This is a genomic window from Thalassospira marina (genome assembly GCF_002844375.1).
GTDB lineage: Bacteria > Pseudomonadota > Alphaproteobacteria > Rhodospirillales > Thalassospiraceae > Thalassospira > Thalassospira marina.
In genome coordinates, this window is record NZ_CP024199.1 from 1692498 (window position 1) to 1717650 (window position 25153).

Annotated in this window: 23 protein-coding genes and 3 tRNA genes; 18 read left to right on the plus strand and 8 right to left on the minus strand. The window is 53.6% G+C overall.

What is annotated here, in order from left to right:
- Positions 1 to 8 precede the first annotated feature (8 nt).
- From CSC3H3_RS07685 to recJ, 4 genes are all read left to right on the plus strand, one after another.
- Positions 9 to 1301, plus strand: a complete 1293-nt coding sequence (locus CSC3H3_RS07685; RefSeq protein WP_101267715.1) for an Hsp70 family protein — start codon at positions 9 to 11, stop codon at positions 1299 to 1301.
- 113 nt (positions 1302 to 1414) lie between these two features.
- Positions 1415 to 1978, plus strand: a complete 564-nt coding sequence (locus CSC3H3_RS07690) for a TetR/AcrR family transcriptional regulator (protein WP_101267714.1) — start codon at positions 1415 to 1417, stop codon at positions 1976 to 1978.
- A 54-nt stretch (positions 1979 to 2032) separates the two neighbouring features.
- The gene (locus CSC3H3_RS07695) at positions 2033 to 3088 is read left to right on the plus strand and encodes an NAD(P)-dependent alcohol dehydrogenase (RefSeq protein WP_101284477.1); all 1056 of its coding nucleotides are present in this window, start codon (positions 2033 to 2035) and stop codon (positions 3086 to 3088) included.
- Between the two features lie 874 nt (positions 3089 to 3962).
- The gene (recJ, locus tag CSC3H3_RS07705; RefSeq protein ID WP_101284478.1) at positions 3963 to 5765 is read left to right on the plus strand and encodes a single-stranded-DNA-specific exonuclease RecJ; all 1803 of its coding nucleotides are present in this window, start codon (positions 3963 to 3965) and stop codon (positions 5763 to 5765) included.
- 285 nt (positions 5766 to 6050) lie between these two features.
- Here the strand turns inward: recJ and CSC3H3_RS07710 are convergent, their stop codons facing one another.
- The gene (locus CSC3H3_RS07710) at positions 6051 to 6848 is read right to left on the minus strand and encodes a hypothetical protein (RefSeq protein ID WP_157831860.1); all 798 of its coding nucleotides are present in this window, start codon (positions 6846 to 6848) and stop codon (positions 6051 to 6053) included.
- Positions 6849 to 7395: 547 nt separating this feature from the next.
- Between CSC3H3_RS07710 and CSC3H3_RS07715 the strand changes: the two genes are divergently transcribed.
- From CSC3H3_RS07715 to CSC3H3_RS07740, 6 genes are all read left to right on the plus strand, one after another.
- Positions 7396 to 8250 carry a substrate-binding periplasmic protein gene (locus tag CSC3H3_RS07715; RefSeq protein ID WP_101267705.1) on the plus strand — a complete coding sequence of 285 codons (855 nt, stop codon included), beginning with the start codon at positions 7396 to 7398 and terminating at the stop codon, positions 8248 to 8250.
- Between the two features lie 166 nt (positions 8251 to 8416).
- Entirely contained in the window at positions 8417 to 9109 is a 693-nt protein-coding gene (locus CSC3H3_RS07720) for a glutathione S-transferase family protein (RefSeq protein ID WP_101268064.1), read from the plus strand.
- Between the two features lie 18 nt (positions 9110 to 9127).
- Positions 9128 to 10414 carry an MFS transporter gene (locus CSC3H3_RS07725; RefSeq protein WP_101284480.1) on the plus strand — a complete coding sequence of 429 codons (1287 nt, stop codon included), beginning with the start codon at positions 9128 to 9130 and terminating at the stop codon, positions 10412 to 10414.
- 96 nt (positions 10415 to 10510) lie between these two features.
- Positions 10511 to 10586 (plus strand) — tRNA-Glu (locus CSC3H3_RS07730).
- 34 nt (positions 10587 to 10620) lie between these two features.
- A tRNA-Glu gene (locus tag CSC3H3_RS07735) sits at positions 10621 to 10696 on the plus strand.
- A gap of 36 nt (positions 10697 to 10732) precedes the next feature.
- Positions 10733 to 10808, plus strand: a tRNA-Glu gene (locus CSC3H3_RS07740).
- A 202-nt stretch (positions 10809 to 11010) separates the two neighbouring features.
- Here the strand turns inward: CSC3H3_RS07740 and CSC3H3_RS07745 are convergent.
- Both CSC3H3_RS07745 and CSC3H3_RS07750 read right to left on the minus strand, forming a co-directional pair.
- The gene (locus CSC3H3_RS07745; protein ID WP_101284481.1) at positions 11011 to 12534 is read right to left on the minus strand and encodes a DNA polymerase IV; all 1524 of its coding nucleotides are present in this window, start codon (positions 12532 to 12534) and stop codon (positions 11011 to 11013) included.
- A 252-nt stretch (positions 12535 to 12786) separates the two neighbouring features.
- Complete coding sequence (locus tag CSC3H3_RS07750; RefSeq protein ID WP_101286148.1) at positions 12787 to 14061, minus strand: EAL domain-containing protein; 1275 nt, start codon at positions 14059 to 14061, stop codon at positions 12787 to 12789.
- A gap of 292 nt (positions 14062 to 14353) precedes the next feature.
- On the opposite strand from CSC3H3_RS07750, the gene CSC3H3_RS07755 reads away from it, so the two are divergent.
- From CSC3H3_RS07755 to CSC3H3_RS07765, 3 genes are all read left to right on the plus strand, one after another.
- On the plus strand, positions 14354 to 15721 hold the full coding sequence (locus CSC3H3_RS07755; RefSeq protein WP_101284482.1) for a tetratricopeptide repeat protein: 1368 nt from the start codon (positions 14354 to 14356) through the stop codon (positions 15719 to 15721).
- 122 nt (positions 15722 to 15843) lie between these two features.
- On the plus strand, positions 15844 to 16593 hold the full coding sequence (locus CSC3H3_RS07760) for an SAM hydrolase/SAM-dependent halogenase family protein (RefSeq protein WP_342751371.1): 750 nt from the start codon (positions 15844 to 15846) through the stop codon (positions 16591 to 16593).
- A 103-nt stretch (positions 16594 to 16696) separates the two neighbouring features.
- On the plus strand, positions 16697 to 17536 hold the full coding sequence (locus tag CSC3H3_RS07765) for an MBL fold metallo-hydrolase (protein WP_101284483.1): 840 nt from the start codon (positions 16697 to 16699) through the stop codon (positions 17534 to 17536).
- Positions 17537 to 17595: 59 nt separating this feature from the next.
- Here CSC3H3_RS07765 and CSC3H3_RS07770 read toward each other — a convergent pair whose 3' ends face one another.
- The 5 genes from CSC3H3_RS07770 to CSC3H3_RS24770 form a co-directional block, all read right to left on the minus strand.
- Positions 17596 to 17967, minus strand: a complete 372-nt coding sequence (locus tag CSC3H3_RS07770; RefSeq protein ID WP_101284484.1) for a VOC family protein — start codon at positions 17965 to 17967, stop codon at positions 17596 to 17598.
- A 219-nt stretch (positions 17968 to 18186) separates the two neighbouring features.
- Positions 18187 to 18879 (minus strand): OmpA/MotB family protein, encoded by a 693-nt coding sequence (locus CSC3H3_RS07775; RefSeq protein WP_101271115.1) that lies wholly within the window; start codon positions 18877 to 18879, stop codon positions 18187 to 18189.
- Between the two features lie 36 nt (positions 18880 to 18915).
- Positions 18916 to 19710 (minus strand): motility protein A, encoded by a 795-nt coding sequence (locus tag CSC3H3_RS07780; RefSeq protein ID WP_101271113.1) that lies wholly within the window; start codon positions 19708 to 19710, stop codon positions 18916 to 18918.
- Positions 19711 to 20081: 371 nt separating this feature from the next.
- Entirely contained in the window at positions 20082 to 21797 is a 1716-nt protein-coding gene (locus tag CSC3H3_RS07785) for a methyl-accepting chemotaxis protein (protein WP_245881328.1), read from the minus strand.
- A complete protein-coding gene (locus tag CSC3H3_RS24770; RefSeq protein ID WP_172963405.1) occupies positions 21757 to 22170 on the minus strand; it encodes a hypothetical protein in 414 nt (137 codons plus the stop codon). Before CSC3H3_RS24770 ends, CSC3H3_RS07785 begins: the two co-directional genes overlap by 41 nt.
- 68 nt (positions 22171 to 22238) lie before the next feature.
- Here CSC3H3_RS24770 and CSC3H3_RS07795 point away from each other — a divergent pair, with 68 nt between their 5' ends.
- The 5 genes from CSC3H3_RS07795 (at position 22239) to CSC3H3_RS07815 (ending at position 25147) form a co-directional block, all read left to right on the plus strand.
- A complete protein-coding gene (locus CSC3H3_RS07795) occupies positions 22239 to 22508 on the plus strand; it encodes a hypothetical protein (protein WP_101284486.1) in 270 nt (89 codons plus the stop codon).
- 430 nt (positions 22509 to 22938) lie between these two features.
- Positions 22939 to 23187, plus strand: a complete 249-nt coding sequence (locus tag CSC3H3_RS07800) for a hypothetical protein (protein WP_101271106.1) — start codon at positions 22939 to 22941, stop codon at positions 23185 to 23187.
- 129 nt (positions 23188 to 23316) lie between these two features.
- Positions 23317 to 23844, plus strand: a complete 528-nt coding sequence (locus CSC3H3_RS07805; protein WP_101284487.1) for an adenine phosphoribosyltransferase — start codon at positions 23317 to 23319, stop codon at positions 23842 to 23844.
- A gap of 141 nt (positions 23845 to 23985) precedes the next feature.
- Positions 23986 to 24444 carry a hypothetical protein gene (locus tag CSC3H3_RS07810; RefSeq protein ID WP_101284488.1) on the plus strand — a complete coding sequence of 153 codons (459 nt, stop codon included), beginning with the start codon at positions 23986 to 23988 and terminating at the stop codon, positions 24442 to 24444.
- Between the two features lie 160 nt (positions 24445 to 24604).
- Complete coding sequence (locus CSC3H3_RS07815) at positions 24605 to 25147, plus strand: Panacea domain-containing protein (protein ID WP_101284489.1); 543 nt, start codon at positions 24605 to 24607, stop codon at positions 25145 to 25147.
- Positions 25148 to 25153: the final 6 nt, after the last annotated feature.

Genomic DNA, 25153 nt, shown 5'->3' on the forward strand with positions numbered 1-25153 from the left:
TTGCACGCATGTCCGAAATTATTGCTCTGGATTTTGGCACCACCAATTCTGTTCTTGCCGTGGCGGACGAAGCAGGAAATGTGAAATCCGCCAGCTTTGAAGTCGGCAATAACCACTTCGATACCTATCGCACCATTTTGTATCTCTGGCAGGAGCAGGATATTCGCGTTGCCGGTTCCGTGCCGCAGCTTAAAAGCTGTTCCGGACCGTTTGCCATTGCCGAATATCAGCGCGAAAGCCAGGATTGCCGTCTGATCCAGTCGATCAAATCCTATCTGGCGGCCAAGGATTTTGAAGGTACCGATATTTTCGGCACGGCCTTCTCGCTTGAAGACCTGATTGCGCTGTTTTTAAACCAGGTTCATCATCACGCCGAAAACCAGCTGGGTCATCTGGGCCGCAGGGTTATTTCCGGCCGTCCGGTGGCCTTTGCCGGTGCGCGGCCTGATAACGCCTTTGCCGAGGGGAGGTTACGTGCGTCTTACGAGCAGGCGGGCTTTGAAGTCGAGGCAATGGTTTATGAGCCGCTGGCGGCATCCTATTATTATGGCCGTACCCTTGATCGCCCGGAAACCGTGCTGGTTGCCGACTTTGGCGGCGGCACAAGCGACTTTTCCGTGATCCGCTTTGAGCCAGGCAAGGGCATTGCCGGGGTGCAGGCACTGGCGCATACCGGCCTTGGCATTGCTGGTGACAGCTTTGACTATCGCATCATTCAGAATGCGATCTGGCCGCGGTTGGGCTTTGGCACCAATTACCGGGCCATGGGTGGCATTTTGCCGGTGCCGCGCCAGTATTATACGGCCTTTGCCCGCTGGCATTATCTGTCCATGATGCATAACCAGCGCACAATGAACGACCTTCAGGCCATTATCCGCACCGCCGAAAGTGCCGATGATATCGGCGATCTGGTTACCATCATCGAAGATGAACTGGGCTTTTTCCTGTATCAGTCGGTATCAAAGGCGAAGGCCGAGCTGTCATCGAACGGTGAAACCCGTCTGCAATTCCGCCATCGCGGCGTTGAAATTGATGAAAAATTGACCCGTGCGGATTTTGAAAGCTGGATCAGCCCCGATATCGCTGACATCGAGAAAGCCGCCAAAGACTGCCTTGATCAGGCCGGTTTGCAGGCTGCCGATATTTCCAAGGTATTCATGACCGGTGGTACATCCTATGTCCCGGCTGTACGTCGCCTGTTTGAAGACGGATTTGGCAAAGAGCGGGTTGAAATTGGTCAGCCTTTCCTGTCTGTTGCACATGGCCTGGCCATGATTGCGGCAGATGAAAAAATCGTCTGAGCTGGCAATCGGGCCAGCAGGCATTTTACATGGCAGGGCAGGGGATGCTGATTTTCGGTCTCCCCTGTTTCCGGGTGATTGACTGATCAGTCAGTCTTTGATAGGGTCGCGGAATGAAAGACAAACAGGCACATCTGATCGATACGGCAATCAGTCTTTTTGCCCGCGACGGCGTGTCGGTTTCCACAGCAAAAATTGCGGCGGAAGCCGGCGTGTCCAATGGGACGCTGTTTAACTATTTTCCAACCAAACAGCAGTTGATTGACAGTGTCTATCTGGCAATCAAGGAAGATATTGCTGCGCATGTGCTTGCCAGTCTTGGTCGGGAAATGTCGGTAAAGGAAGTCATGTTCGGTATTTGGCAGGGATATATCAAATGGGCCCTGGCCAATCCGCTCCGTCATGAAGTTTGCAATTTTCTTAGGGCTGCGTTGGCGTTAAGCCCTGCCGCACTTGAGCGGGCAGATGCAATTTTCGAACTGAAGGTACAAAAACTGCAAGATGGCGTTGACCAGCGTGAACTGGTGGATCTGCCTGTTGATTATATTTGTGAACTTTCCACCGTGCAGCTTGGCGTTGCTGTTGATTTTCTGCGTCGTCAGAAATTGGATGCGGTTGAAACGGGCAAACATATTCATCGCAGTTTTGATGTCTTCTGGGCGGGCATAAAGGCGTGACTATTTTTTACCGTAAAATTGACTGACTGATCACTCTATTAACGGAGAGAGAAAATGCAGGTTGCAGCTTATGGTGCCAAATCCGCAACGTCCGATCTGGGTCCGCTGACGATTGAACGCCGTCAGACCGGTGCGCATGATGTTGCCATCGAAATTGATTATTGCGGTGTTTGCCATTCCGATTTGCATATGGCCCGCAATGACTGGGGTGTAGCCATGTATCCGGTTGTGCCGGGGCATGAAATTATTGGGCGCGTTACCGATGTTGGTGCCCATGTCAAAGGCTTCAAACCCGGCGATCTGGTTGGTGTTGGCTGCATGGTTGATAGCTGCCAGTCCTGTCCGTCCTGTGAGGAGGGGCTGGAACAATATTGCGAAAACGGCATGGTCGGCACCTATAACGGTGATGACAAGGTGCTGGGCGGGCATACCTATGGCGGTTATTCCGGCAGGGTCGTTGTGAACGAAAAATTCGTTCTGCGCGTTTCTGATCGCCTTGATACCAAGGCAGTGGCACCGCTTCTATGTGCTGGCATTACCACCTGGTCGCCGCTGCGCCAGTGGAATGTCAAAAAGGGTGATAAGGTCGGCGTTGTTGGCCTGGGTGGCCTTGGGCATATGGGGGTTAAATTTGCCGTCGCCTTGGGTGCGCATGTTGTCATGATCACCACATCGGCCGCCAAGGGTGAAGACGCCAAACGTCTTGGCGCCCATGAAGTTCTGATCTCCAAGGATCAGGATGCGATGGCAGCCCATGCTGGCAGCTTTGACTTCCTGTTAAACACCATTCCGGTCAAGCATGACCTCAACCCCTATATTGGCCTTCTCAAGCGTGATGCGACGATGGTCATTGTCGGGGCGATCGAACCGCTTGAAGGCTTCCATGGTGCCGGGTTGATCATGGGCCGCAAACGCATTGCCGGTTCCCTGATTGGCGGTATCAAGGAAACCCAGGAAATGCTGGATTTCTGTGCTGAACACAACATCACATCCGATGTTGAAATGATCGACATGGCCACCATCAATACGGCCTATGAACGCATGCAGAAATCCGATGTCAAATACCGCTTTGTCATCGATATGAAGTCACTGCAGGCCGCTGCCGCCTGATTTTGCGATTACTGCGCCAAAGCAAAAGGCCCGCCGGTTTGGCGGGCCTTTTTGTCAGGTGATACAGGCGAAATCGCCGCTGCATTTGACTTGTAAAAGCGTGGCCGAAAAAACCACAAATCCGGTGCCAAAAAACGGCATCAGAAAAAACCACGCCGACCATTCCCATCGTCGCAACAGCCAGGGGAAGAAGGCACCGCAAAACGACATCAGGGGAAACAGCAGCACGCTGCTAAACAGCAAATGCAGGTAAATGTTGTTTTCTGAACCCGGTGCATCAAACATCATCGGAGAAAACATGACAAAAGGCAGGGAGAATATACCTCCCAGTATACATATCGCGGTAAGACCGCGACGTGCGGACTTCTTCATTTTACAGGCCTCGTGATCCCGTGTGGAGTGTGACGGTTTTTTACCGTCCGTGGCTCTTGGCCACTTTTTGATATTGCTTTGAATTTCTCACACGGGGGAATTTATCACAAGTAACATCTGTGATTCGCGCTATGAAATGTGGCTGTTTTTTGTAGAAAAAGGACCGGTTTTAAAATCGTCTCAGCTAAAAGTATTGTGAATGCTATACGGGAATGCGGGCATTCTAAGCATTCAGGATGGTGGCTATTTTTAACTGGGGAATTTCTTAAAATTAGATTTATCAGTATTGCGGTTAATATTAACCATCACTTTAGATTGTAGCAATGTTTATATAGTTACTGGCGATATTTTCTTTTATTTCGTCTTGTGACGTTGGGTATATGCACCGTTGCGTGCATTTTGTGCAAGGGGCCTGTATTGACAGGCTGCCAAGCAGATTTTGCATCATCCCGGCGCATTTCGGGGTTTGAGGAACCGCATCTTTGCGCTATCCAATGGCGTCATGACAGCACAGCAATCCAGTGAAACTACCTTTTTGGGGATCGAGCGTTCCGTCACCGGTAAATGGTGGCGTCAGCGCGATATCGATGACCGCCTTGCCGTTACCCTGTCGCAGCGCTTTGGCGTGCCCGAGATTGTCGGGCGTGTTATGGCCGCGCGCGGAATTGGCCTGGATGATGCCGAAAGTTTCCTGACTCCCACTTTGCGCGACCTGATGCCAGACCCGTCATCCCTGCGGGATATGGACAAGGCCGTGGCGCGCATTGTCACCGCACTTGAAAATAACGAAAAAATCGCCCTTTTTGGCGATTATGACGTTGATGGTGCCACCAGTACTGCTCTTCTGGTGCGTGTGTTCCGCGCGCTGGGCCACAATATTGCCGTCCACATCCCTGACCGCATGACCGAAGGTTACGGCCCTAACGCACCTGCCTTGCTGGATTTGAAGCGTCGTGGTGCCAGCCTTGTTTTAACGGTTGATTGCGGCGTCACCGCCTATGCCCCGCTGGCCGAGGTCGCCGATGCCGGCCTGGATGTTATCGTGGTGGACCATCATGCCGCCGAGCCCGAATTGCCACAGGCGGTTGCCGTTGTGAACCCCAACCGCCTGGATGATGACAGCGGGATGGGGGATTTATGTGCGGCCGGTGTTGCCTTCTTGCTATCGGTCGCCCTGTGCCGGGCTTTGCGTGAAAGCGGCTATTTCCAGAAAAATGGTGTTCGCCCGCCAGACCTGCGCAACTGGCTGGATCTGGTGGCGTTGGGCACGGTGTGTGACGTAGTGCCGTTGCGCGGGCTTAACCGTGCCTTTGTGACCCAGGGGCTTAAAATTATGCGCCATCGCAGCAATTGCGGCATTTCCGCCCTGGCCGATGTGGGGGGTGTCAACGAACTGCCCAGTGCCTATCATTTGGGCTTTGTCCTTGGTCCGCGGGTGAATGCCGGTGGGCGTGTGGGCGAGGCCGGGCTGGGCACTACCCTGTTATCGGGTGATGATGCCGCCAAGGCCCGCACCATTGCCGTCCGCCTTGATGAATTTAACCGCGAACGTAAATCGATTGAGGATTACGTGCTTGATCAGGCCATTCGCATGGTCGAGGAAAAAGACCGTATCGGCGCGATGGTGCTGGTGGGTGGAGAAGACTGGCATCCCGGTGTTATTGGTATTGTCGCCAGCCGCCTGAAGGACCGCTACCACGTGCCAGCCCTGGTAATGGGGCAGGTTGACGGGGTTTATAAGGGATCAGCCCGTTCCGTTCGGGGGATTGACCTGGGGGCTGCCATTATTGCAGCACGGCAGGCCGGGTTGCTGGTAAATGGTGGCGGGCATGGTATGGCAGCCGGTTTTACCCTGGACCCGGCCAAACATGGCGAATTTGAAGATTTCCTTGAACAGCGGTTTGCCCGCCTGATCGCCGAAAACAATATCCGCCCGACCATGACGGTGGATGGCGCCCTGCATGCCATGGGCGCAACGGTCGAGCTGATTGATGCGCTGGAGCGTATGGGGCCATTTGGTGCCGGTAATGCCGAACCCCGCTTTGTCTTTGCCGATTGCAAGGTGGTTAAGGCCGATGTGGTTGGGGCAGATCATGTGCGCTGCATACTGACCGGCAGTAACGGCAAGGGCCGGTTAAAGGCAATTGCATTTCGCTGCCTTGATAATGATATGGGGCAGGCGCTGCTGCGTCATGGTGGCCGCCCGTTGCATGTGCTGGGGCATTTGCGCCGCGATACCTGGCAAGGACGCGAAGGTGTTCAGCTAATGATCGACGATGTTGCCCATCCGGCGGCCCTTTTTTGAACTGTTCTGCAATAATCGTTAATCCGGCAGGCAAATATCAGAAGGACGCAATCCTGCTGCGCGCTGTATTCATTGCGCGGGCACAGGTGCGATTGCAGTCTGTTTAGCCCTGAAATGCCATATGCGCTTGGTTGTTCCTGCCGTTCATAGCGAGGCGGGATAGGTGCGGGGTGTTATGGTAGTTGGTTGCATTGCGGGACGCAAAAGATGTGTCGCAGGGATGGTGCATTAACAGGACAGGGGCTGGGCAGGTTGGATCGGGCAGCATAGCGACAGAGTCGTAAGTTAGACAGATTCAGTTTCGCTGGGGCTGGGGCGGTTGGAAATGGAATGGCGACGAATGATGGCCGAAACAATTTGCGCAATCATCATGCCGGTATCCGCCTGGCTAAGCTCATCCCCCAAAAGGGCAATGATCTCGCTATAGGCAGCCAGAATGTTTTTGGTGATGCGCGGGGCATCTTCCACGCCTTCGGCAGTCAAAAAACCGGTAACGATGGCCGATAGCAGGCCATGATTGCTATAGGGCGTTTCCACAGCATCATTATCTGCCTCGCTGGTCTTTGACCGACTTTTTTTCGTGCGGGACGTTTTTTTTTCCGAAGATGCTGAACGGGCCACTGTGCCTTTGGCGGGCAGGGCGCTGTCATTTGCCACATCGCCCGTCGCGTCTGCGGGTATCGTTCCGCTTATGCCGGCAACCATCTCTGGTGCAACCATTTCAGACAATGCCATGTGGTGCACATTGCTTTGGGCCGGGTCGGTGGCTGGTTGCCCTCCGTTTTTGCCAGATACGGCAGGGGGTGCGATGTTGGCCGGGTCGGTTGCCGGGTCTATATGAACCGGGCCTTTGCCCGTCACAATCCATTCCAGGCGCACGGCCTGTGCCGATGCCAGGCGGGCCACGCCCACAAACCGTGGTTCTGACTGTGCCTGACACCAGCGGTTTAACTGTTCGGGGATGACGCCTGCGACCTCGGCGGCGTCTTTTTTACGGTCGAACATGTCAACGACATGCCGGATACGTTCGCCAAGGGCTGGGTCCAGGACGGGCAGTGTCGTGGCACGGCTATTTTTTGCCATTTCCATCGTCCCGGATTGTTGAAGGATGCTGTGAGGTTTTTCGTAAAATTCTCGTATGGCGCGAAAAAGATGCACCACGAAATTTTTTGGTTGAATGTCGAATTTTTTCGTTATAAGTCTTTTTCATGCTCAACTATTGCTGACTTTTTTTCGAGTTAAAGGCCGGTATAGTGGGCTATGGGGGCAGTAAAACGGTAGTATAGTGGGGAAAACCGAAATTAAGCCCGCGAATCACTGCTGACAAAAAGCCGGAAGTTTTCTTCCTGTTCTTTGTCTGTTTGTGGTGATTCAATACGAGGACAATTGCGGGGCGAATTTGTTCGGTAAATTTGGTCCTTTTGTTTTCAGTGAAGCAAGTCGAATACAGTAAATGATGTTTGGCTCTGCTGGCAATCAACAAGTCCTTGTGAGCGCAAGGTATTTTTGTGGCAAATGGTGTTTTTCAGGTTGAATTTCCCGAAAACGCATATTTAGGAGCACGCCTGAGATGTGCCTGCCAGATGCCCTTGCTGGGGTCGAATTGTGTTTGAGTCACGGTATTTAAGCGATGTCTGACAGTGGCTTAGCACGGCCCGCACGCATTGTTCTTTTAGTGGTTGCGACCGCTTTTATGTTTGTCGTTCCGGTTGTGGCCTTTGCCCAGCAGGCGATGGGCTCAAATCCCGATCAGGGATATATTGGTGCGGCCCGTTCTGTCCGGATTTATACTGAAAATCTGCCGCCTTTCAATTATCGCACGAACGAGGGGATCGCCGGTATTGGCGCCGAAGTTGTTTCGGCCATGGCGAAACTGGTGGGGCATAGCGGCGAATTTGAAATGCTGCCCTGGAAACGTGTGTTATCCGCGCTTGAAAAAGAACCCTACAGTGCCGCTTTCTCGATGGTGCGTATTCCCGAACGTGAAGACGAATTTAAGTGGGTTGGCCCCATCACCTATAGCAAGTCGGCCTTCTATCAATTGGCGGACAGTCCGGTAAAGGTGCGGTCGCTGGAAGAAGCCCGGGTTGTATCGGCAATTGGCGTGCAGGCTGGCGGGGCATCGGAACGGGCGTTGCGCGCCCTTGGCTTTAAAAACCTGATGCCGCTTTATGCGCCCAATAACGGGCTGCAAATGTTGCTTAGCGGGCGGATCGTGCTTTGGGAAACCGCCGATTTGATTGTCGAAAGCCAAAGCCGTAAAATCGGTGTTGCTTCATCCTTGGTTGAACCGGCCGTTACCTTGGGGAATTACGACCTGTATCTGGCCTTTTCCCACTCAACCCCCGATACCGTGATTGTGCCCTGGCGTCAGGCCTTGAATGAACTGCATCGCAATGGCGTGTTTGATGAAATCCAGCGTCGATATGGCGTGCATATCGAAAAACCCGGCCCGCACAAAACCAGTTTTTCCATGTTGAACTGACAGTTCCGGCAAAGCGCTACCCTGTTGTTAGGAGTGTTAACATTGCGGCTGTTGTTGTGACCTTATTAGGGTAAATTTCGCTTTTGGGTGGCGGATGCCAATTCTTTTCCTATTTTGATGGCATTAACGACCCCGGCGGTCTTTGCAAAAAAAACAGGAAAACCCGATGACAGCAGCCAGCAAACCCGAACTGATCAGCTTTGATCTCTGCCCTTTTGTGCAGCGTTCGGTGATCACGCTTCTTGAAAAGAACGTTGAATTTGACCTGACCTATATTGATCTGGCCAACAAGCCGGACTGGTTTTTGGCAATTTCGCCGCTGGGCAAGGTCCCGGTCCTGCGCGAAAAGGGCGAAGTCCTTTTTGAAAGCGCGGTGATCAATGAATATCTTGATGAAACCAATCCGCCGTCGCTGCATCCTGCGGACCCGCTGAAAAAGGCAAAGAACCGCGCCTGGATTGAAGTAGGTGGTAACCAGTTGATGAATTCCTTCCGGATGATGATGTCGCAAACGGAAGAAGAATATAATTCGCACCGTGAAGCCCTGATCAAAGGTTTCAAGCTGGTGGAAGACCAAATCGAAGGACCGTTTTTTAACGGCGAAACCTTTTCACTGATCGACGCCGCCTGGGCACCAATTTTTACCCGCCTGCTGATTGTTGAAGAAGCCCTGGGCGAAGATTACCTGCCGGGTTATCCCAAAATTCGCGCCTGGGCCGAAACCCTGGTCGCACGCGATAGCGTGATCAATTCGGTGATTGATGGGTTCCGTGACAAGTTCCTGACCTACCTGCAAAACAAAACGTATAACGGTGATACACCGGCGTATCTGGCAGGCAGGCTTGCGGGCAGCGTCTGATCGTCCTATTCCGGTAGGATGACAGAAAAAAATCAGACAGATGTGACATCGACACGCGATGAACGGGGCCAGGGCAAACTTGCGTTTGTCCTGGTTCTTGTGCCGCTATTGATGTCCTTTTCACTCAGCCAGTTTTACCGCTCTGCACAGGCGCTGCTGGCTGATTCCCTTCGGGGGGAACTTGGCGTCACCCCCGAACAGCTTGGCCTTATTTCGGGCAGTTTCCATTTTGCCTTTGCCCTGATGCAAATTCCCGTCGGGGTGATGCTGGACCGTTACGGTCCGCGTAAAACCAACGGCATCATGATGATCGTTACCGTGCTGGGCGTTATTGTTTTTGCCCGGGCACATACGGTGACGGGGCTTATGATCGGGCAGGGGATTATCGGCATGGGCTGTGCGGCGGCCTTTATGGCCACACTGGTTTGTGCATCGCGCTGGGTTGCCCCTGAAAAATTTGCTGCCACATCGGGCGTTATTGTCGCCCTTAGCCTGCTGGGGGTTCTGGCCTCGGCAACGCCCCTTGCTGCCCTGATCGAATATCAGGGCTGGCGCGGGGTTTATTTCTGGCTTGCCGGGCTTAGTTTGCTGGCTGTTGTGCTGACCTTTGTCATGGTGCGCGATGAACCGCCTCATATGCGCCGCAAACAGCCCCGCCGGGGCGAAAGCATGCGTGAAGTCTTGCAAGGCATTATGGAAGTTTGGAAAAACCGCCAGATGTGGTTGCTGGTGGCGGTGGGCTTTTTTGCCTATCCGACGATCCTGACGGTCCGGGGCCTGTGGGGCGGGCCATATTTGCATGATGTGTTTCATCTTTCCCCGGTTGAGGTTGGCAATATCCTGCTGGGCATGACCATTGGCATGATCGCGGGGCCACCCTGTTACGGGCATGTGTCGCGTATCATGGGCGGGCGGGCGCGGCCGCTTATTCTGTTTTCGGTTTTCATTTCAACTGCATTGCTGATCTGTCAGGCGCTGTTTGGGGCAGGTCATGTGTGGCTGGCGGCCGTTTTAATGATGGCGCATGGCTTTTTGGGCAGTTGTGCCACGCTTAACTACGCTGCAAGCCGCGCTGCCGTGCCGCCGCATCTGGTGGGGCGGGCGCTGACAACGGTGAACCTTGCCACCTTTGGCGGGCTTTTTGTGCTCCAGGGGTTGGCCGGAATCATCATTGGTCAATACCCGGCCGATGCCGCGATGGCGGGCTATCAATGGATGTTTGCTTTCCTTGGTATCGGTCTTGGTATTGCCGGGCTGGCATTTATGATCGGGGGCAGGGCACGGAAAGCGGCGAAAAACGGCTAAAAATGCGAAGGGATTAAAAAAAACGTCATAAGGGCAAAAAACCCGCTTGACCTTACCCGGTCCAATCGCTAAAAACCGGCCTCGTTAACGCACCGCGTCCCCTTCGTCTAGAGGCCTAGGACACTGCCCTTTCACGGCGGCAACAGGGGTTCGAATCCCCTAGGGGACGCCACCCGTTAACGACAAAGTGCTTTATTGGTGACCGTGTCCCCTTCGTCTAGAGGCCTAGGACACTGCCCTTTCACGGCGGCAACAGGGGTTCGAATCCCCTAGGGGACGCCACCAGTAAGCATTACATAAGTTCGCTTTGCGATCTGCGTCCCCTTCGTCTAGAGGCCTAGGACACTGCCCTTTCACGGCGGCAACAGGGGTTCGAATCCCCTAGGGGACGCCATTTCCTTTATTGGAAATGCCCAATCACCTTTCCCAACCGGGTCAGGTGATTTTTTGTTTTTGGGCCATTTTTCAATATTTCATTCAATGCCTTAGACTGGATTCTTCATGGCCGGATTCGCGAATCACCGCAGCGATTCGATTCCTTTTTGTCCGGCTCGATTTTTTTCGCGAAATTTTACATTTCGCCAGCAGGCTGACTTTCAAAAGATGAATTTGTGCTGGCGTGGCTGTTTGCCCTGCTTACGATAGGGGCGGGTCAGGCTTTCACGTATTTGGTCCAGTGTTGGGCGCGGCAATAAATCATTGCGTGGTAAGCTGTGTGTGCGCTGCGCAACTTGATCACTCATGGGGCCAGTTGCCACACCTTCCTTGCCGGTCTGCTGTGTAGCCATATAGGCCGGGGCGTCGGCATGAGGCGAAGGATCCTCTGCCAGGCCTTCTAAGCGCTCTGTACTGCCCTTGGGGGCGTTTGCCCGTGCATGCGGGCCGTTATCATCAGGGGCCTCCTGCGCGCTGTTTGGCAGGCTGTCTACATTGGCGGGCAGGGCACTGGCAAAAAGGTCGTCAGGGTCGGCATCATCGGCGTCAAACAGGTCGGAAACACCAACGCCGAGCAGGCGGAATTTGGTGCCATCAATTTCGCGCTGCAAAAGGGTCATGGCGCTTTGCAAAATCACATCCTGTTTCAGGGTGGGATAGGCGAGGCGCATATTGCGGGTACGGGTTTTGAAATCCGCCGTTTTTAATTTCAGCACGACCGTGTGGCCCGAAATACGTTTGCGCTCCAGATCATGGGCAACCCGGCCCACCAGGCGGGTTAAAATGTCGCCAAGCGATGCGATATCGGCCAGATCGTCGCTAAAGGTGGTTTCCGAGGACAGGCTTTTGCGTTCGGACGAAGTTTCCACCTGGCGATTATCCTGCCCGCGTGAAAAATGGAAAAACCGTTTGCCAATGCTGCCGTAACGACCCTGCAATTGGTGAATGTCGAGCTGTTGAAGCTGGCCGATGGTTATAATGCCATCCTGGTGCAGTTTGCGCTCCATCGCGGGGCCAACCCCCCACATCATGCGCACCGGTTTTTCCGACAGGAATTCAACCGCCTCTGCCTGCCCGATCAGGGAAAAACCAAAAGGCTTGTTCAGGTCGGAGGCAATTTTTGCCAGAAATTTGTTATAGGACAGGCCAATCGACACAGTGATGCCAACGTCCCTGTGAATCTGCTGTTGCAGGGCAACCAGATTTTCAGCCGGGCTTTTCCCCGTGCGTTCATAGGCATCGGTCAAATCCATAAAGGCTTCGTCTATGGAAAGCGGCTCGATAATCGGTGTCAGGGCGCGCATCATGTCGCGAATACGCATGCCTTCACGCTGGTATTTTGCCATATCGGGCGGCAGAAAAATGCCATCAGGGCATAATTCACGCGCTTTGAAGGCTGGCATGGCCGACCGCACACCAAATTTGCGGGCAATATAACAGCAGGTCGAAACCACCCCGCGCTTGCCACCACCAATGATGACGGGCTGGTTTGCCAGGTCAGGGCGGTCGCGTTTCTCGATCGAGGCATAAAAGGCATCGCAGTCAAGATGGCCGATTTCAAGTTCCGGCAATTCGGCATGGGCGATTGTGCGTTTATGTCCGCAATGCAGGCATGGCATGCCGCCCGCCGCCAATACTTGCGGTCGCCATTTGTGCAGGCAACTGGGACAAATCGCGTAAATCATCCTGTTTTTGTACTTCTTTTGTTCGCATTCTGCAAAGAAGTTTTGGCATCACGCAATGCGCCCCTGACAGGATTTGTCAGGGGAGATGGGCGCACTGGCAACCAGTGCGGCGCTAGGGTGAGGAGAGGCGTGATGGCAAGCATCCGCTTTGACTGTAAGGCCGCCCGTTTAGCCTACTTTGCGCGGCAGCTATCGGGGGGGTCTTCAGGCAGGTTTGTGCTGTCGGAAATGAACCGTGTCGAAAGGTGATGTTTACACTGGCTTGCGCGGTGGTGCCGCTTTAGTGGGCTTTTGTGCCTGCTTGGCACCTGCTTTGGCCCGGCGGGTGCGTGCGATCATATTGTCGATATAGCGGCCCTGAAACAGGGTAATGCCCAGCGATTGCCCAAAACGGATGGCGGTTGGTGTATCGCAGCGGCACAGGATCACGCGTTCGCGGCCAGACTGCTGTACCAGCGTATCCATCTCGCTGTATTTTTTGCGAATGACATTATCGGTCATTTCTTCGCGCCAGGCGACCTTGATGAAGTCGGCTTTCAGGCTGTTGCGATCCACAAATGAAAGCGATTCTACCGTCAGGTTGTCGATCAGGATACGATAACCGCGTTCGTGAAATTCGTCACGCAGGCGCAAATAGGTTTCCAGGTTTGAAAACAGGTCAACCTGGTTGAATTCCAAAATCACATTTCCCGGCCAGCCGCGTCTTACAATCTCGTCAAAGCGCTCAAATTCGCGGGTGGTCAGGGTGGCAAGGTTCAGATTGATCGAAAAGGACGACGCATGGGTTTTAAATGTGCGTTTGCACAAATAGTTCAGCATGCGTTTGTCCAGCACTTCGGTCATGTGCTGAAACAGCCATTTGTTCGATGCCAGATCGATATTGGGCATCACCGCATCGCGCAGCTCGGCGATAGAAACAAAAAATTCGTCAAAAACCGGATGAAGTTCGCCACCATTGGTTTTTGACAGCACGCATACCGGCTGCTGGCGGATATGGGCGGAAAGATCCGCCGTGTGAATGGTTTCTTCGAGCTGGGCAAGGTTGTCGGCATTGATTGGCAGCAGGGGCGCTTTCTGGTCCGAGGCCAGATCGCGGCGCTGCTGTTTTTGTGCGGACTCGCTAAGATACTGGCACAGAAGCAGGAATTCCTGGAACTCCGTGTTCAGATTGTACCATGTGCAAAAGCCGGTTTCTTCGCTTTCATCCTGTGCCACTGGGTCATCGCGAAACAGATAGCGCAGGGTTTCAACACCCGGCTCGACATCGGCGATGGATTTGTCTTTCCAGATAAACAGCAGGTCATCGTTGCTCAGCACGAAAATGCGGCCAACGAACAGCTTCACATAGCTTTCAAAGGTATTGGTTGCCACGCGAATATGATAATCGCGGCGGTGAAAAGCCTTGAGACGCGACAAATGGATATGCACCGCTCGATGCCCGAATTTCCGGGTTTCAAGCCTTTGCACATAATCAAGCAGCAGGTGTTCCTGCAATGCCTGTTGTCCATATTGTTGCGGTTCGATCAAGCGCAATTCCCCGACAAATTGGTACGCAGCTTCAATCCCTGCTTGTTATGTTAAGCTACTCTCCCTGAAGGGGAGATTAAGATCTGTACTTTTGCGTATGTTTTCATTTTTCTGGCAAATGCAAGCCATACCGCATACTCGACAGGTTAACCAAGCGATTTTAACGAATTATTGCAAGGTCATCGATCAGATTGATCATATTAGGGACACGGATTGAAGCGGTTTGGCGAACTTGACAGGGGCACGGGGAAGTGGTCCCTTGTTCTTCAAATCGATAGATGGGGATGGCGCGATGAACGCGGTATTGAATAAAACCGTGACTCCTGCAAGTCGTGGGCTGCGTGTGCTGATGGTGGCGGGGCTGGTTTCGCTGGCCGCGGCCTGTGCGCCAATCGGCGACCAGGAATTCTGGAATCAGGCAACATCCTTTGCTGGCAAGGACGACACCGCCCTTGGCCTGTCCGAGGTCGTTTCCGGAAATTATCCGGCCGCTGAAAAGTTCCTTGATGCCGCGATCCAGCGTAATCCCCTGAATGGCTATGCCCTGTTATGGCGCGGCATTGTTTATCAAAATACCGGCCGTCCCGATAAGGCCCGCCAGGATTATAGCGCGGTTATTGCCGCCAACCCACCGGGCACGGTTGTCATGGCCGGGCCAACCGCATCGCAGCTTCATCCCCTGCGCGATGCCGCACAATATAACCTTGATCGTCTTGAACAGGGTTTGCCCGGTGTTGTCGGTGTTGGCGCCGATGGCCCGCGTATGGCGGCAATGCCAATGACATCAAGTGCAATGATGGCAGCCCCCCTTGATGATGGTGTTTCATCGCAGGCCGTACCGGCCAGCACATCGGCCGGGGATGCCAATATTGCCAAACGGTTTGGCATTTTGCGCAATCTGCAAACGGCAGGCTTGATCACACCCGAAGAATATTCCGCTCGCCGTGCGGCCAATCTGGGCGCGTTGCTGCCTATGACGTCACCGGCTCCGGCGGCCTATCTTGACCGGGAACCACCAGACGGGCGCGAAATTCAGGACCGGCTGGAACAGCTTAACAAATCGCTGCAAATGGGCGCGATTACGGTGCAGGACCATGTAAATGAACGCACTGCCATCCTTGATGGTTTGCTGCCTGCCGAACCGCGTGAACGCGCAACCCCCGCACCAGCGCCCCAGGGTCTGATGGATGCCGCGCGTAAAATCGCCCGGATCGAGGATTTGCAAAAAGAAAAGCTGATTACACCGACCGAATTCACCAAAGAACGCAACGCGATCGAGGCATCGATTATCGAACCGGCCAATGCCAGCATGGTGTCACAGGAAGGCCAGCCCGTCCGCCGTGTGGCAACGGGGGCCGATGCGCCCAGTCGTGCAGTTAACAAGGTGGCATCCGCCCCGGCAGCGCGGTCTGTAAAATCGGGTGGGGCTGAAATCCATTTGGCGTCTTACCGTAACCAGACCCAGGCCGAACGGGGCTGGTTGATCCTTGGCAGCCGTTTTGCCAATGAACTGGCCGGGCTGGATCATGAAATTCGCCGGGTTTCGGTGCCGGGCAAGGGAACGTTTTATCGCCTGCTGGCCGATGGCCTTGACCCGGCAAAGGCCAATCAGATCTGTTCGGATCTGAAACGCCGGGGTCAATATTGTGATGTGAAATAATTTCCCCGTTTTGGGGCGCCAACCGGCGGTAGGGGTAATCGTAATTACTTTTGCCGCCGTTGTGATGTTTGTCATATGCCAGCGCCATATTCAGGATCAAACTGGCACGCAAACAGGTTACTATGATGATTCTGATATTTAGTGATTTTCATTTTACCGGCCCCTATAGCGGGGCAATGCAGGCGGCAGTTATGCGCCATGCCGGGAAAAATGCCGGTATTGTGAATCTGATGCTGGATGCACCTGACCGCGACCCGATGCGATCGGCCTATTTGCTGGCATCGTTGCGGCGCGAATTCGGGGTAGGGGATATTGGCCTGTGTGTTGTTGACCCCGGTGTTGGCAGTGCACGCCGTGCGGTTGTAGCGCAATGTGATGGCGCATTTTTTGTTGGCCCGGATAACGGGCTGTTTGAAATGGTAATCCGCCGGGCCCAAAATGTGCGGCTTTGGCAAATTGATTGGGAACCAGAGGGGGCTTCGGCCAGTTTTCATGGTCGCGACATTTTTGGACCGGTCGCGGGAATGCTGGCTGCAAATACGGATTTTGCCCGTCATGAATTGGCGGTGGATGCCCGTTTTGCCGATGCCCGAAACTGGCCCGATGATCTGGCCGAAGTCATTTATATTGATGGCTACGGTAATGCAATGACGGGGCTGCGTGCCAATATGGTTTTGGCAACGGCACCGGTATTAACGGTGGGTGATCTGGAAATCGGGCGGGCGCGTACCTTTTCCGATGTGCCGGCCGGTCATGCCTTCTGGTATGAAAATTCGTTCGGGCTGGTAGAAATTGCGGTCAATGGTGGACGGGCCGATCAACTTCCGGGGCTGGGCGTTGGCAGTAAAGTAAACTGGACTGGTGCCACTTAATAAAATGAACAAGACCCGGTATGGGGTAAGATGCCGGGATCAGGATTAACAAAATGCGGCTGGCATCAGATCTGGTCGCCAACAAGAACGGGAAACGCACAATATGACCATAACGGTCAAATTCTGGGGTGTGCGGGGCAGCATTGCCTGCCCGTCACCGGAACATGTTGTTTATGGTGGCAACACCAGTTGTGTCGAAATGCGGGTGGGCGACAATGTACTGATCTTTGATGCGGGCACGGGCATTCGCAATTTGGGGCGTGATCTGGTGCGCCGCGGTGTTACCAGTGCATCCATCTTTTTGACCCACACCCATTGGGACCATATCAACGGTTTTCCATTTTTTGTGCCAGCCTATGATCCCGCCAATAGTTTCGAGGTTTTCGCCGGTCATTTGACCGGACAGGGTGGTGTGGAAAAGGTCTTTTCCGCGCAAATGGCAAACCCGACTTTTCCCGTGCCGCTTTCTGCCATGCGTTCACGCCTTAGCTTTTGTGATTTTGATACCGGCATTACCCTGCATCCGGCACAGGATATCACAATCCGTACGGCACCGCTGCGTCATCCCAATGGGGCGGTGGCTTATCGGGTGGAATATGCCGGGGCGTCGGTCTGTTATGTAACCGATACCGAACACAAACCCGGCCAGTCCGATCAATCCATCCTTGATCTGATCGAGGGGGCGGATCTGGTAATTTATGATGCCACCTACACCGATGAAGAATTTGAAAAGCGCATCGGCTGGGGCCATTCAACCTGGCGCGAAGGTGTGCGCCTGTGTCAGATGGCAAATGTAGGCCAGTTGGCCCTGTTCCATCATGATCCCGACCATGACGATAAAATCATGGCCGATATCGAAAAACAGGCCCGTGCCGAATGGTCGTCGGTTTTTGCTGCCCGCGATGAAATGGTTGTCACAATTACCGGCAAAAAAACCAACTGATTATCCGTAATTCCCACGCGGGGCGTTGTGCGCGTTCAGGCCTGATCTTCGGGGCTGAATTACTGGCTATCACCTGCCGGGCGAAAGGCGCGGCTGGAAACGGAAATATTGTTCAGGCACGGGTCTTTTGCATTGGCAAACTGGTAACCATCCGCCTGATGAATGGTGCCAAATTCCAACCCGTTTTCCGCAGCCTGGCGACAAAATGCGCCAACATCCTCGACATCGAATACAAGTTTGATAATCGATTGTCCCTGCTTCTGCCCCTTGGCGGCAGGGTGCAGCATAATGTTGGCCCCACCGTCCCCTGAAACCAGTTCAACGATGCGGTCTTCGGGAAATTGCCGGGCCGTAAAATTGAAATGCCGTTCGTAAAAGGCCGCCGTTTTTGCCATGTCTTTTGCGTAAATAATGACCCTGTTTAACGGCATGGCAAAATCCCTTTCAGCATGGTCCGATAACGCGAAAACTGAACCGCGTTATAAACGTATCGCCGGGCGGTTCATCGAATGGCACAGGCATCCAGCTTGCGGCGCTTTGCCGTGAAAGGCAAGGGGGCTGGTCAACCATGGGGCAGGCGGGGCAAAGAAAAACCGGACCAATGTTAGTGGCCCGGTTTGATCTGGTAGGTGTATTTGTGGTGCGTCTAATCAGCGCGAAAATTTCGGGAATATCCGCACTTCCACACGTCGGTTGGCTTCCCGGTTTTCGGGAATGGGATTGCCCTGGTCATCCTCGTTTGGAAGTTTGGGCATGGTATCGCCGTATGAAATGGCGCGCATGCGGTCTGATTGCGGGTCGACATTTAACGCGCCAAAGAACCGCACCACGGCAATTGCGCGCCCGGCCGCCAGTTCCCAGTTGGACGGGAAGCGGGGGGTGTTAATTGGCGTATCGTCGGTGTGCCCCTTCACCTCGATCTGGAAGCCCATATAACGCGGCTGTTTTAAAAGGTCGCCGACATCTTTTAAAAACAGCACGGCATCGCGGGTCAGATCGGCAGAGCCGGACTGGAAAAACGACCCGCTGGCTAGCTCCAGCATAATGCCTTCGTCATCCGTTGTGACATGGACGGATTTATCGAGTGCGAGGTTGAAAACAACGTCTTTCAGGTCGGTTTCAAGAATTTCGGTGGGACGCACAACGCTGCGTTTGCCAAGGTTCTGGGCAATGCCGGCCTGGATTTTTTCAAAGACCGGCAGTTCAATTTTGGAAAAGCTGACAAGCATGATGAAGAACGCCATCAAAAGGGTGATGGCATCGGCATATGTGGCAAGCCAGTCTTCGCTGATTTCTTCCTGTTTCTTCTTTTCCAGAAGCGGGGATCTGCGACGCCGGGTCATAAGCATTTCCTATATTCAATAGGGAACCAAACCACCTTATTCGGGGGCTTTGTCCATGTTGAAATGGATTGCAGGGTCCAGAAATGAATTCATCCGGTCCTGAATGGCGCGCGGTCCCTTGCGATCTGCAAGCATGATCAGGCCTTCCGCAATCAGCGAATTGCGAAATTTCATGATCTCTTCGCGCTGCTGGATTTTGCTGGCGGCGGGAATAAAGAAAAACCGCGCCGCGACGATGCCATAAAGCGTTGTGATCAGCGCGATGGCAAGGCCCGCCCCCAGGGATGTCGGGTCATCACCCATTTTATCAAGCATGATAACAAGGCCAACCAGCGTCCCGATCATCCCGAATGCGGGTGCCGCACCTGCCATGCTGCGCAGGATATCGACCGGCACCAGATTGCGGTTATAGGAACTGTCAATGGCGTTAAAAAGCATGTCGGCAACGTCATCACCGTTATAGCCGGTAATGACAATTTCCATTGCCCAGGCCAGAAACGGTTCTTCCTTGTCAAGGCGGGTGACTTCCTGTTCAAGGGCGTTAATGCCCTTTTTCTGCATCAGGTAGCCCCATTTGACAACACGGCCCACTTCGCCGGTCAATTGTCCGCGGCCCATACGCGGGGCGCGTAAAATTTTGAAAATCAGTTTTATCGCCTGCCAGACATACCTTGTCTCATAGGCGATGAAGGTTGCTGCAAATGTTCCACCCAGCACCATCAAGACGCTTGATAGGCTTAGAAACACGACATAGTTGTCAGTCGAAATATAGATCGACGTAACAAACAGGCCGATACCGGCCAAAATCCCCAAAATCGTTGTCAGCGACATCGCTTTTCACGTTCCCTCAAACAGAAATCTTCCTGACTTCCGCCCCCAATTGCGGACCTGCCAATGGCAGCGCACTTCTGGAATTATCATAGACTGCGTTTGCATCGCTGTTAAGCAAAGAGCCACGTCAGGCCATAAATGTTTCCCAAAATGCTACCCTAACGTTTCCATCTAGGGCCAAAATTCGCAAAAATTGCGTAAATGGCTGGGGAAAACCACTTCCCCAGGCTGATAAAACGCATAAAGCGGTTTGTGAACCCCATAAAAAAGAACCCTGCATTCCATTTTGAATGCAGGGTGCCACGATTTTTCAAAACCCCGATCAATCACCACCATGTGCTGGTCTGGCCGTGCGTCGGGTTTTTTGCGCGTCAGGCGCTGCGAATACCATCAAGGAAGCGATCAACTTCGGTCCGCAGGTTTTGCGACAATTCACCAAGTTCTTCGGCGACCTGCAAAACCGAATGTGCCGATTTGTCGGTTTCACCAACGGTATGGCTGACCCGTTCGATATTACGGGTAACTTCCTGGGTGCCGATGGCGGCCTGTTCCACATTGCGGGCAATTTCGTTGGTCGCATCGGCCTGTTCGCGCACCGCATCCGAAATGGTGCCGGTAATATCGGTAATCCGCAGGATAACTTCGGAAATATCCTGGATCGATTTCACCGTTTTACCGGTTTCATTCTGGATCGCGTTGATCTGTTCGGAAATTTCGTCGGTTGCGCGGGCGGTCTGGTTGGCAAGGTTTTTCACCTCGGCGGCAACCACGGCAAACCCCTTGCCAGCTTCACCAGCACGGGCAGCCTCGATGGTGGCGTTCAATGCCAGAAGGTTGGTCTGACCGGCAATATCGCTGATCAGGCTGACAATTTCACCAATCTTACCTGCGGCTTCGGAAAGGCCGGCAACCGTGCGGCTGGAAACATCGGCTTCCTGTGCGGCTTCGGCGGTAATTTCGGTTGATTGATGGGCTTTATCGCCAATCTGGGTGATCGAATTTGATAAATGATCTGCCGCTTCGGATACGGTTTGCACATTGGTTGTTGCTTCTTCCGAGGCAGCGGCAACGGTTGTTGCGTTTTTGCTGGCCTGGTCGGCGGCACCGACAAGCTGGCGGGCCGTTTGTTGCATCTTGTCGGCCGACGTTGAGACCGACGATACAATCGATGCGATGATATTTTCAAAGTCGCCAATCAGCGCCTCAAGGCGGATCATGCGCTGTTCACGCTGCTGTTGGGCGGCTTTTTGTTCTTTTTCCATGCGTTCTTTGGCGATGGCGTTGGTTTTGAAAACTTCAACCGAACGGGCCATGGCACCAATTTCGTCATGGCGCTGGGTGCTTTCAATTTCCAGATCGGTGCGGCCATCGGCCAGCTCGCGCATCACACCGCCAAGCCGCGATAACGGATTGGTCACAATGTTTGAAAGCAGGGCGCGAATGCCAAATACCGTCAGAATGGCAACGATAATGCCGCCAATAATGATGCCCAGCAAAATGGTGTTGGTTTTTTCTTCTTCGGGTGCGACCGACAGGCTGGAGGACAAAACAGCAATCACATCGCCTTTTTCTTCGCCCATCAGGCCGCCATGGCAGGTAAAGCAAACTTCCTTGTCTGCCCCGGCTGTTACACCCAGTACAATGGGCATCGACATGCGATAGGTGCCTTCATCGGTATAACGGCCCACCAGTTTCCCGGTCTGGATTGCTTCTTCATCAATGGCGTCGCGCGGTAGTTTCGGGGCCTTATCCTCGTTTTCCTGCATATAGGCCAGCGTCTTGGGGGCCCAGACGGACCACAGTTCGCCGGGATAATCCTTGTTGCGGCTGTCAAACCAGTTATTGAAAACGCGAATGCCGATATCCTCGGAATCCTCGATCCGTGCGGCCATGACATTAACGATCAGGGCATGAAGGGATGTCAGTTCGTTATCGCTTAGCTGGCGCAGCTTGGCATCCATGGCGTGGCGTTCGGTCATGGCAATCAGGATCAGGGCGACCACCATCGTTGCCGTCACACCAAAGGCCGATGCCAGCATGAACCGTTTACGAATACCCATCCGTTTCCAACTGGATAAAAGCGCCATGAATTCCCCTCGAACCCGCCAAAACCGGAACACCACACATCGGAATGCCGGGGCTTCCTTTGTGCAAAACTTGAATTAACACATTAACCAATCCCCCTTTTGGGGCGGGGAAACATTGATATGCCTCAAGTCGAAAACGACATTCAGAAATATTCCAAATTTGATCGGCTTTTGCGGGCTTTCGGGCGCATTTTTGTATCTGTTTTGTACGGTCTGGCATGTTTATGCACAGCATTTGCGGGCCGGAGCGGGCAAAACCTGCACAGGCGGGCAGGGCGCCATGCCCGTGCCTGGTGCCGTTAAAGTGATGGATGATGTCGGCCCGATGGTTGAAATTGCCGCACAGGGCAGGCATACCTTGGGCAAGGGACAAAACTGCACCAGAACGGATGCAGGCAATGATACAGACAATGTAACAGACAAAGATGGTTGGGGGTGTTGATGAATATTACCTTTGCACAGGCGCAGCAGAAGCTTGAAGAAATCACTGCTGAAATGCTGGTGTTGATCCGCCAATATGGCTTGGATGCGGAATCACCCTTTGATGTGATCCGGGTTGCGCGCAACAAAATCGGCAACGAGCAGGATTATATCCGCTTTCTTGAGCTTTCCCTTGAAGGGCGCATTTACGGTGAATATGCCGAAGCCCTGCAAAAACAGATGGACCAGCAGGCCGCCGAGGTTTCGGATCCGACCAACAATATTCATTAAGGCCTGCAGGGCTTTTATCACCCCGGCACTGAACAGGACATTCTGGGGTAGGGGGGACTTGCCCCATTGATCATGCCTGCATCAGCTTCAAGCCTAATGCTGGTGCGATCCGCATCAAAATCAGGGGGCCTGCAAGCGGGGCGGGCACTTTTTTTCATCCCTCACCATTTCGTTACTGTGACATTGTGGCATGTACAAAACCGGCGTTTATCGTGGGTTTTCAGGCACTCGCCGGGATGTTTCCGGGATAATTACGGCGAACGTCATAAAATGTTCGCCAACATGTCACCGTCCTGCAGTTGAGAAACCGTATTTCCCGGCCTATATCGCGTGGGTCGATGCGATGTACCACCGAGTACACAACAAGCGCACGGCCATGTCTGGCGCTTTGCCGGGCATATCCGGGAAAACGAGTAACAGGATGGCGACCATGAACAAAAGCTATGTTCAGACCCTGATGGAAGTCGAAAAGGTTTTCGGTCAGATCAATGACCATGATTACCGTTTATACCGGGCGGTATGGGGCAATCGACGCGCAGCCGATATTGGCATGCCGCGCGGCACCCGTGCCGAAATCAGCCGTAAACTGGCCGACGATTTCACCCCGGCTGCCCATGGTGGCGTCACCGGGCAGGCCATTGTTGGCGGGCGTAAAATGGATTTCCATCACGCTGCCTGACAGGGCTGCTGATAAATTCAACGAATGCAGCATTGCAATTTTTGCCAAGCTGCCCGATTTTAAGCCGCCCTCCGGGATCATCGGGGGCGGCTTTGTTGTTTTCTTTTCGGGCCGGAGGCCAGACCTGTCATGTCGATTAAATCGCTAATTCGCAATATTCCCGATTACCCGAAAAAGGGCATCATGTTCCGGGATATCACGACCCTGTTTGGCGATGCCGAAGGGTTGCGCGAAGTGATCGACACGCTGGCTGGCGAATTCCAGGACCAGAAAATCGATGTTATCGCCGGGATCGAGGCGCGTGGTTTCATCATTGGCCCGGCGGTCGCACTGGCGCTGGGCGTTGGCTTTGTTCCGGTTCGCAAGAAGGGCAAATTGCCTGCCGAAACCGTATCGGTTGAATATGACCTGGAATATGGATCGGACATCATTGAAATGCATGTCGATGCCATCAAACCGGGACAGCGCGTTCTGATCCTTGATGATTTGATCGCAACGGGCGGCACGGCCCTTGCGGCCATCGAACTTGTGAAAAAAGCTGGTGGTGTGCCGGTATCGTGCGCTTTCATCATTGATCTGCCCGATCTGGGCGGGGCTGATCGCATTCGTAATGCCGGTGTGCCGGTTTTCAATATGGTCGAATTTGAAGGCGAATGATCGCGCTTTGTCATCGCGGCGGCTGGTGCTGACGGGCTGGTTGGTCAGAATCGGCGGAATTTGGTGATTTTCCCTTAATTTTGGGCTATAATGACGTTGAATGATTATTAGGTCATTCGTCGTTTTCCCAGGGTGAAGGTCATGATTCCGCAACTGCCCCCAGCACAGGTCACCAATGCCGCCATGCATGTTGCGCGGTTGGCCCCGGCTGGTGCGCGCGGCATTGCCACGGTTACCCGCAGCGATGGTATCGAACAGCCCAATGAACAGTTCGGTTATCAACCCGATACCGACGGCACATTGTTCAATGCCTTTATCGAGGAAAAGAACGGTCACAGCACCCCGCATGGTGGCAGCCAGCAGGACCAGAACCCCCAGGAACGTGCCAGCAAGGCCCGCCTGCAAAAGGCCGCCGCCGGGAAATGGGATGGCACGACAACGCTTGATGCCAATGCCGTGCGGTTTGATGAAATGCTGGATTTTGAAGGGCCGCTGGATTTGGGTGCGCGCCGTTCGCCACAATCGATTTATGCGATGGTCAATGTCGTGACCCATGGCGGCATGCCTGCGCGCGGCCAGCATCTTGATTTCCAGATCTGATATCTGACATTTCAACCAGCCTTGCCACCGTGACATTCGGGCATTCCGGCATGGTGGTTTGTCTTGATGCCCCTTGTTGTTAAAGGGGCCTGTGGCTATCATGCGCGCACTGGCATGGCCAGTTTCATCCAGGGTTTGAATGCGGGTTTACAGGGCAGGTATGAAACAGAAACCGGTTCTTTATTCGGTATATGATGTTGCCTTTCGGCTGATTGATCATGCCCTCAATGATAATGAATATCTGCAACCGCAAAAACTTCATCGCCTGCTTTATCTGGCGCAGGGATATTTTGGCGCGTCCTATCATGGCGCGATGCTGATGCCCGCCCTGTTCATTGCCGAGGAAGCCGGGCCGATTGAACCCAATCTATATGTCCTGATGGAAGAAACCCGCCCGGATGTGCGACTGAAATCAATAAACGACAAAACCCGCCACTTTATCGAAAGCGTATGGCGCCAGTTTGGTCATCATTCGGTTGATCATTTGAATGCATCAATCCGCAATCATAGCCCTTACCAGGAGGCGTGGCGCGCTGGTCCGGGAACCCTGATATCGTTTGAGGATATGGTCACATTTTACGCTGCCGTGCGCAAATCCGCCACTACGCCCGAAGCCGAGGAAGTGGTGCGCCCCCGTGTTATGCGCTCGCATAAGGGCAAACCCGTTGCCACCACCGATTGGCGCCCCCGCCGCCTGAAATAATGGCAA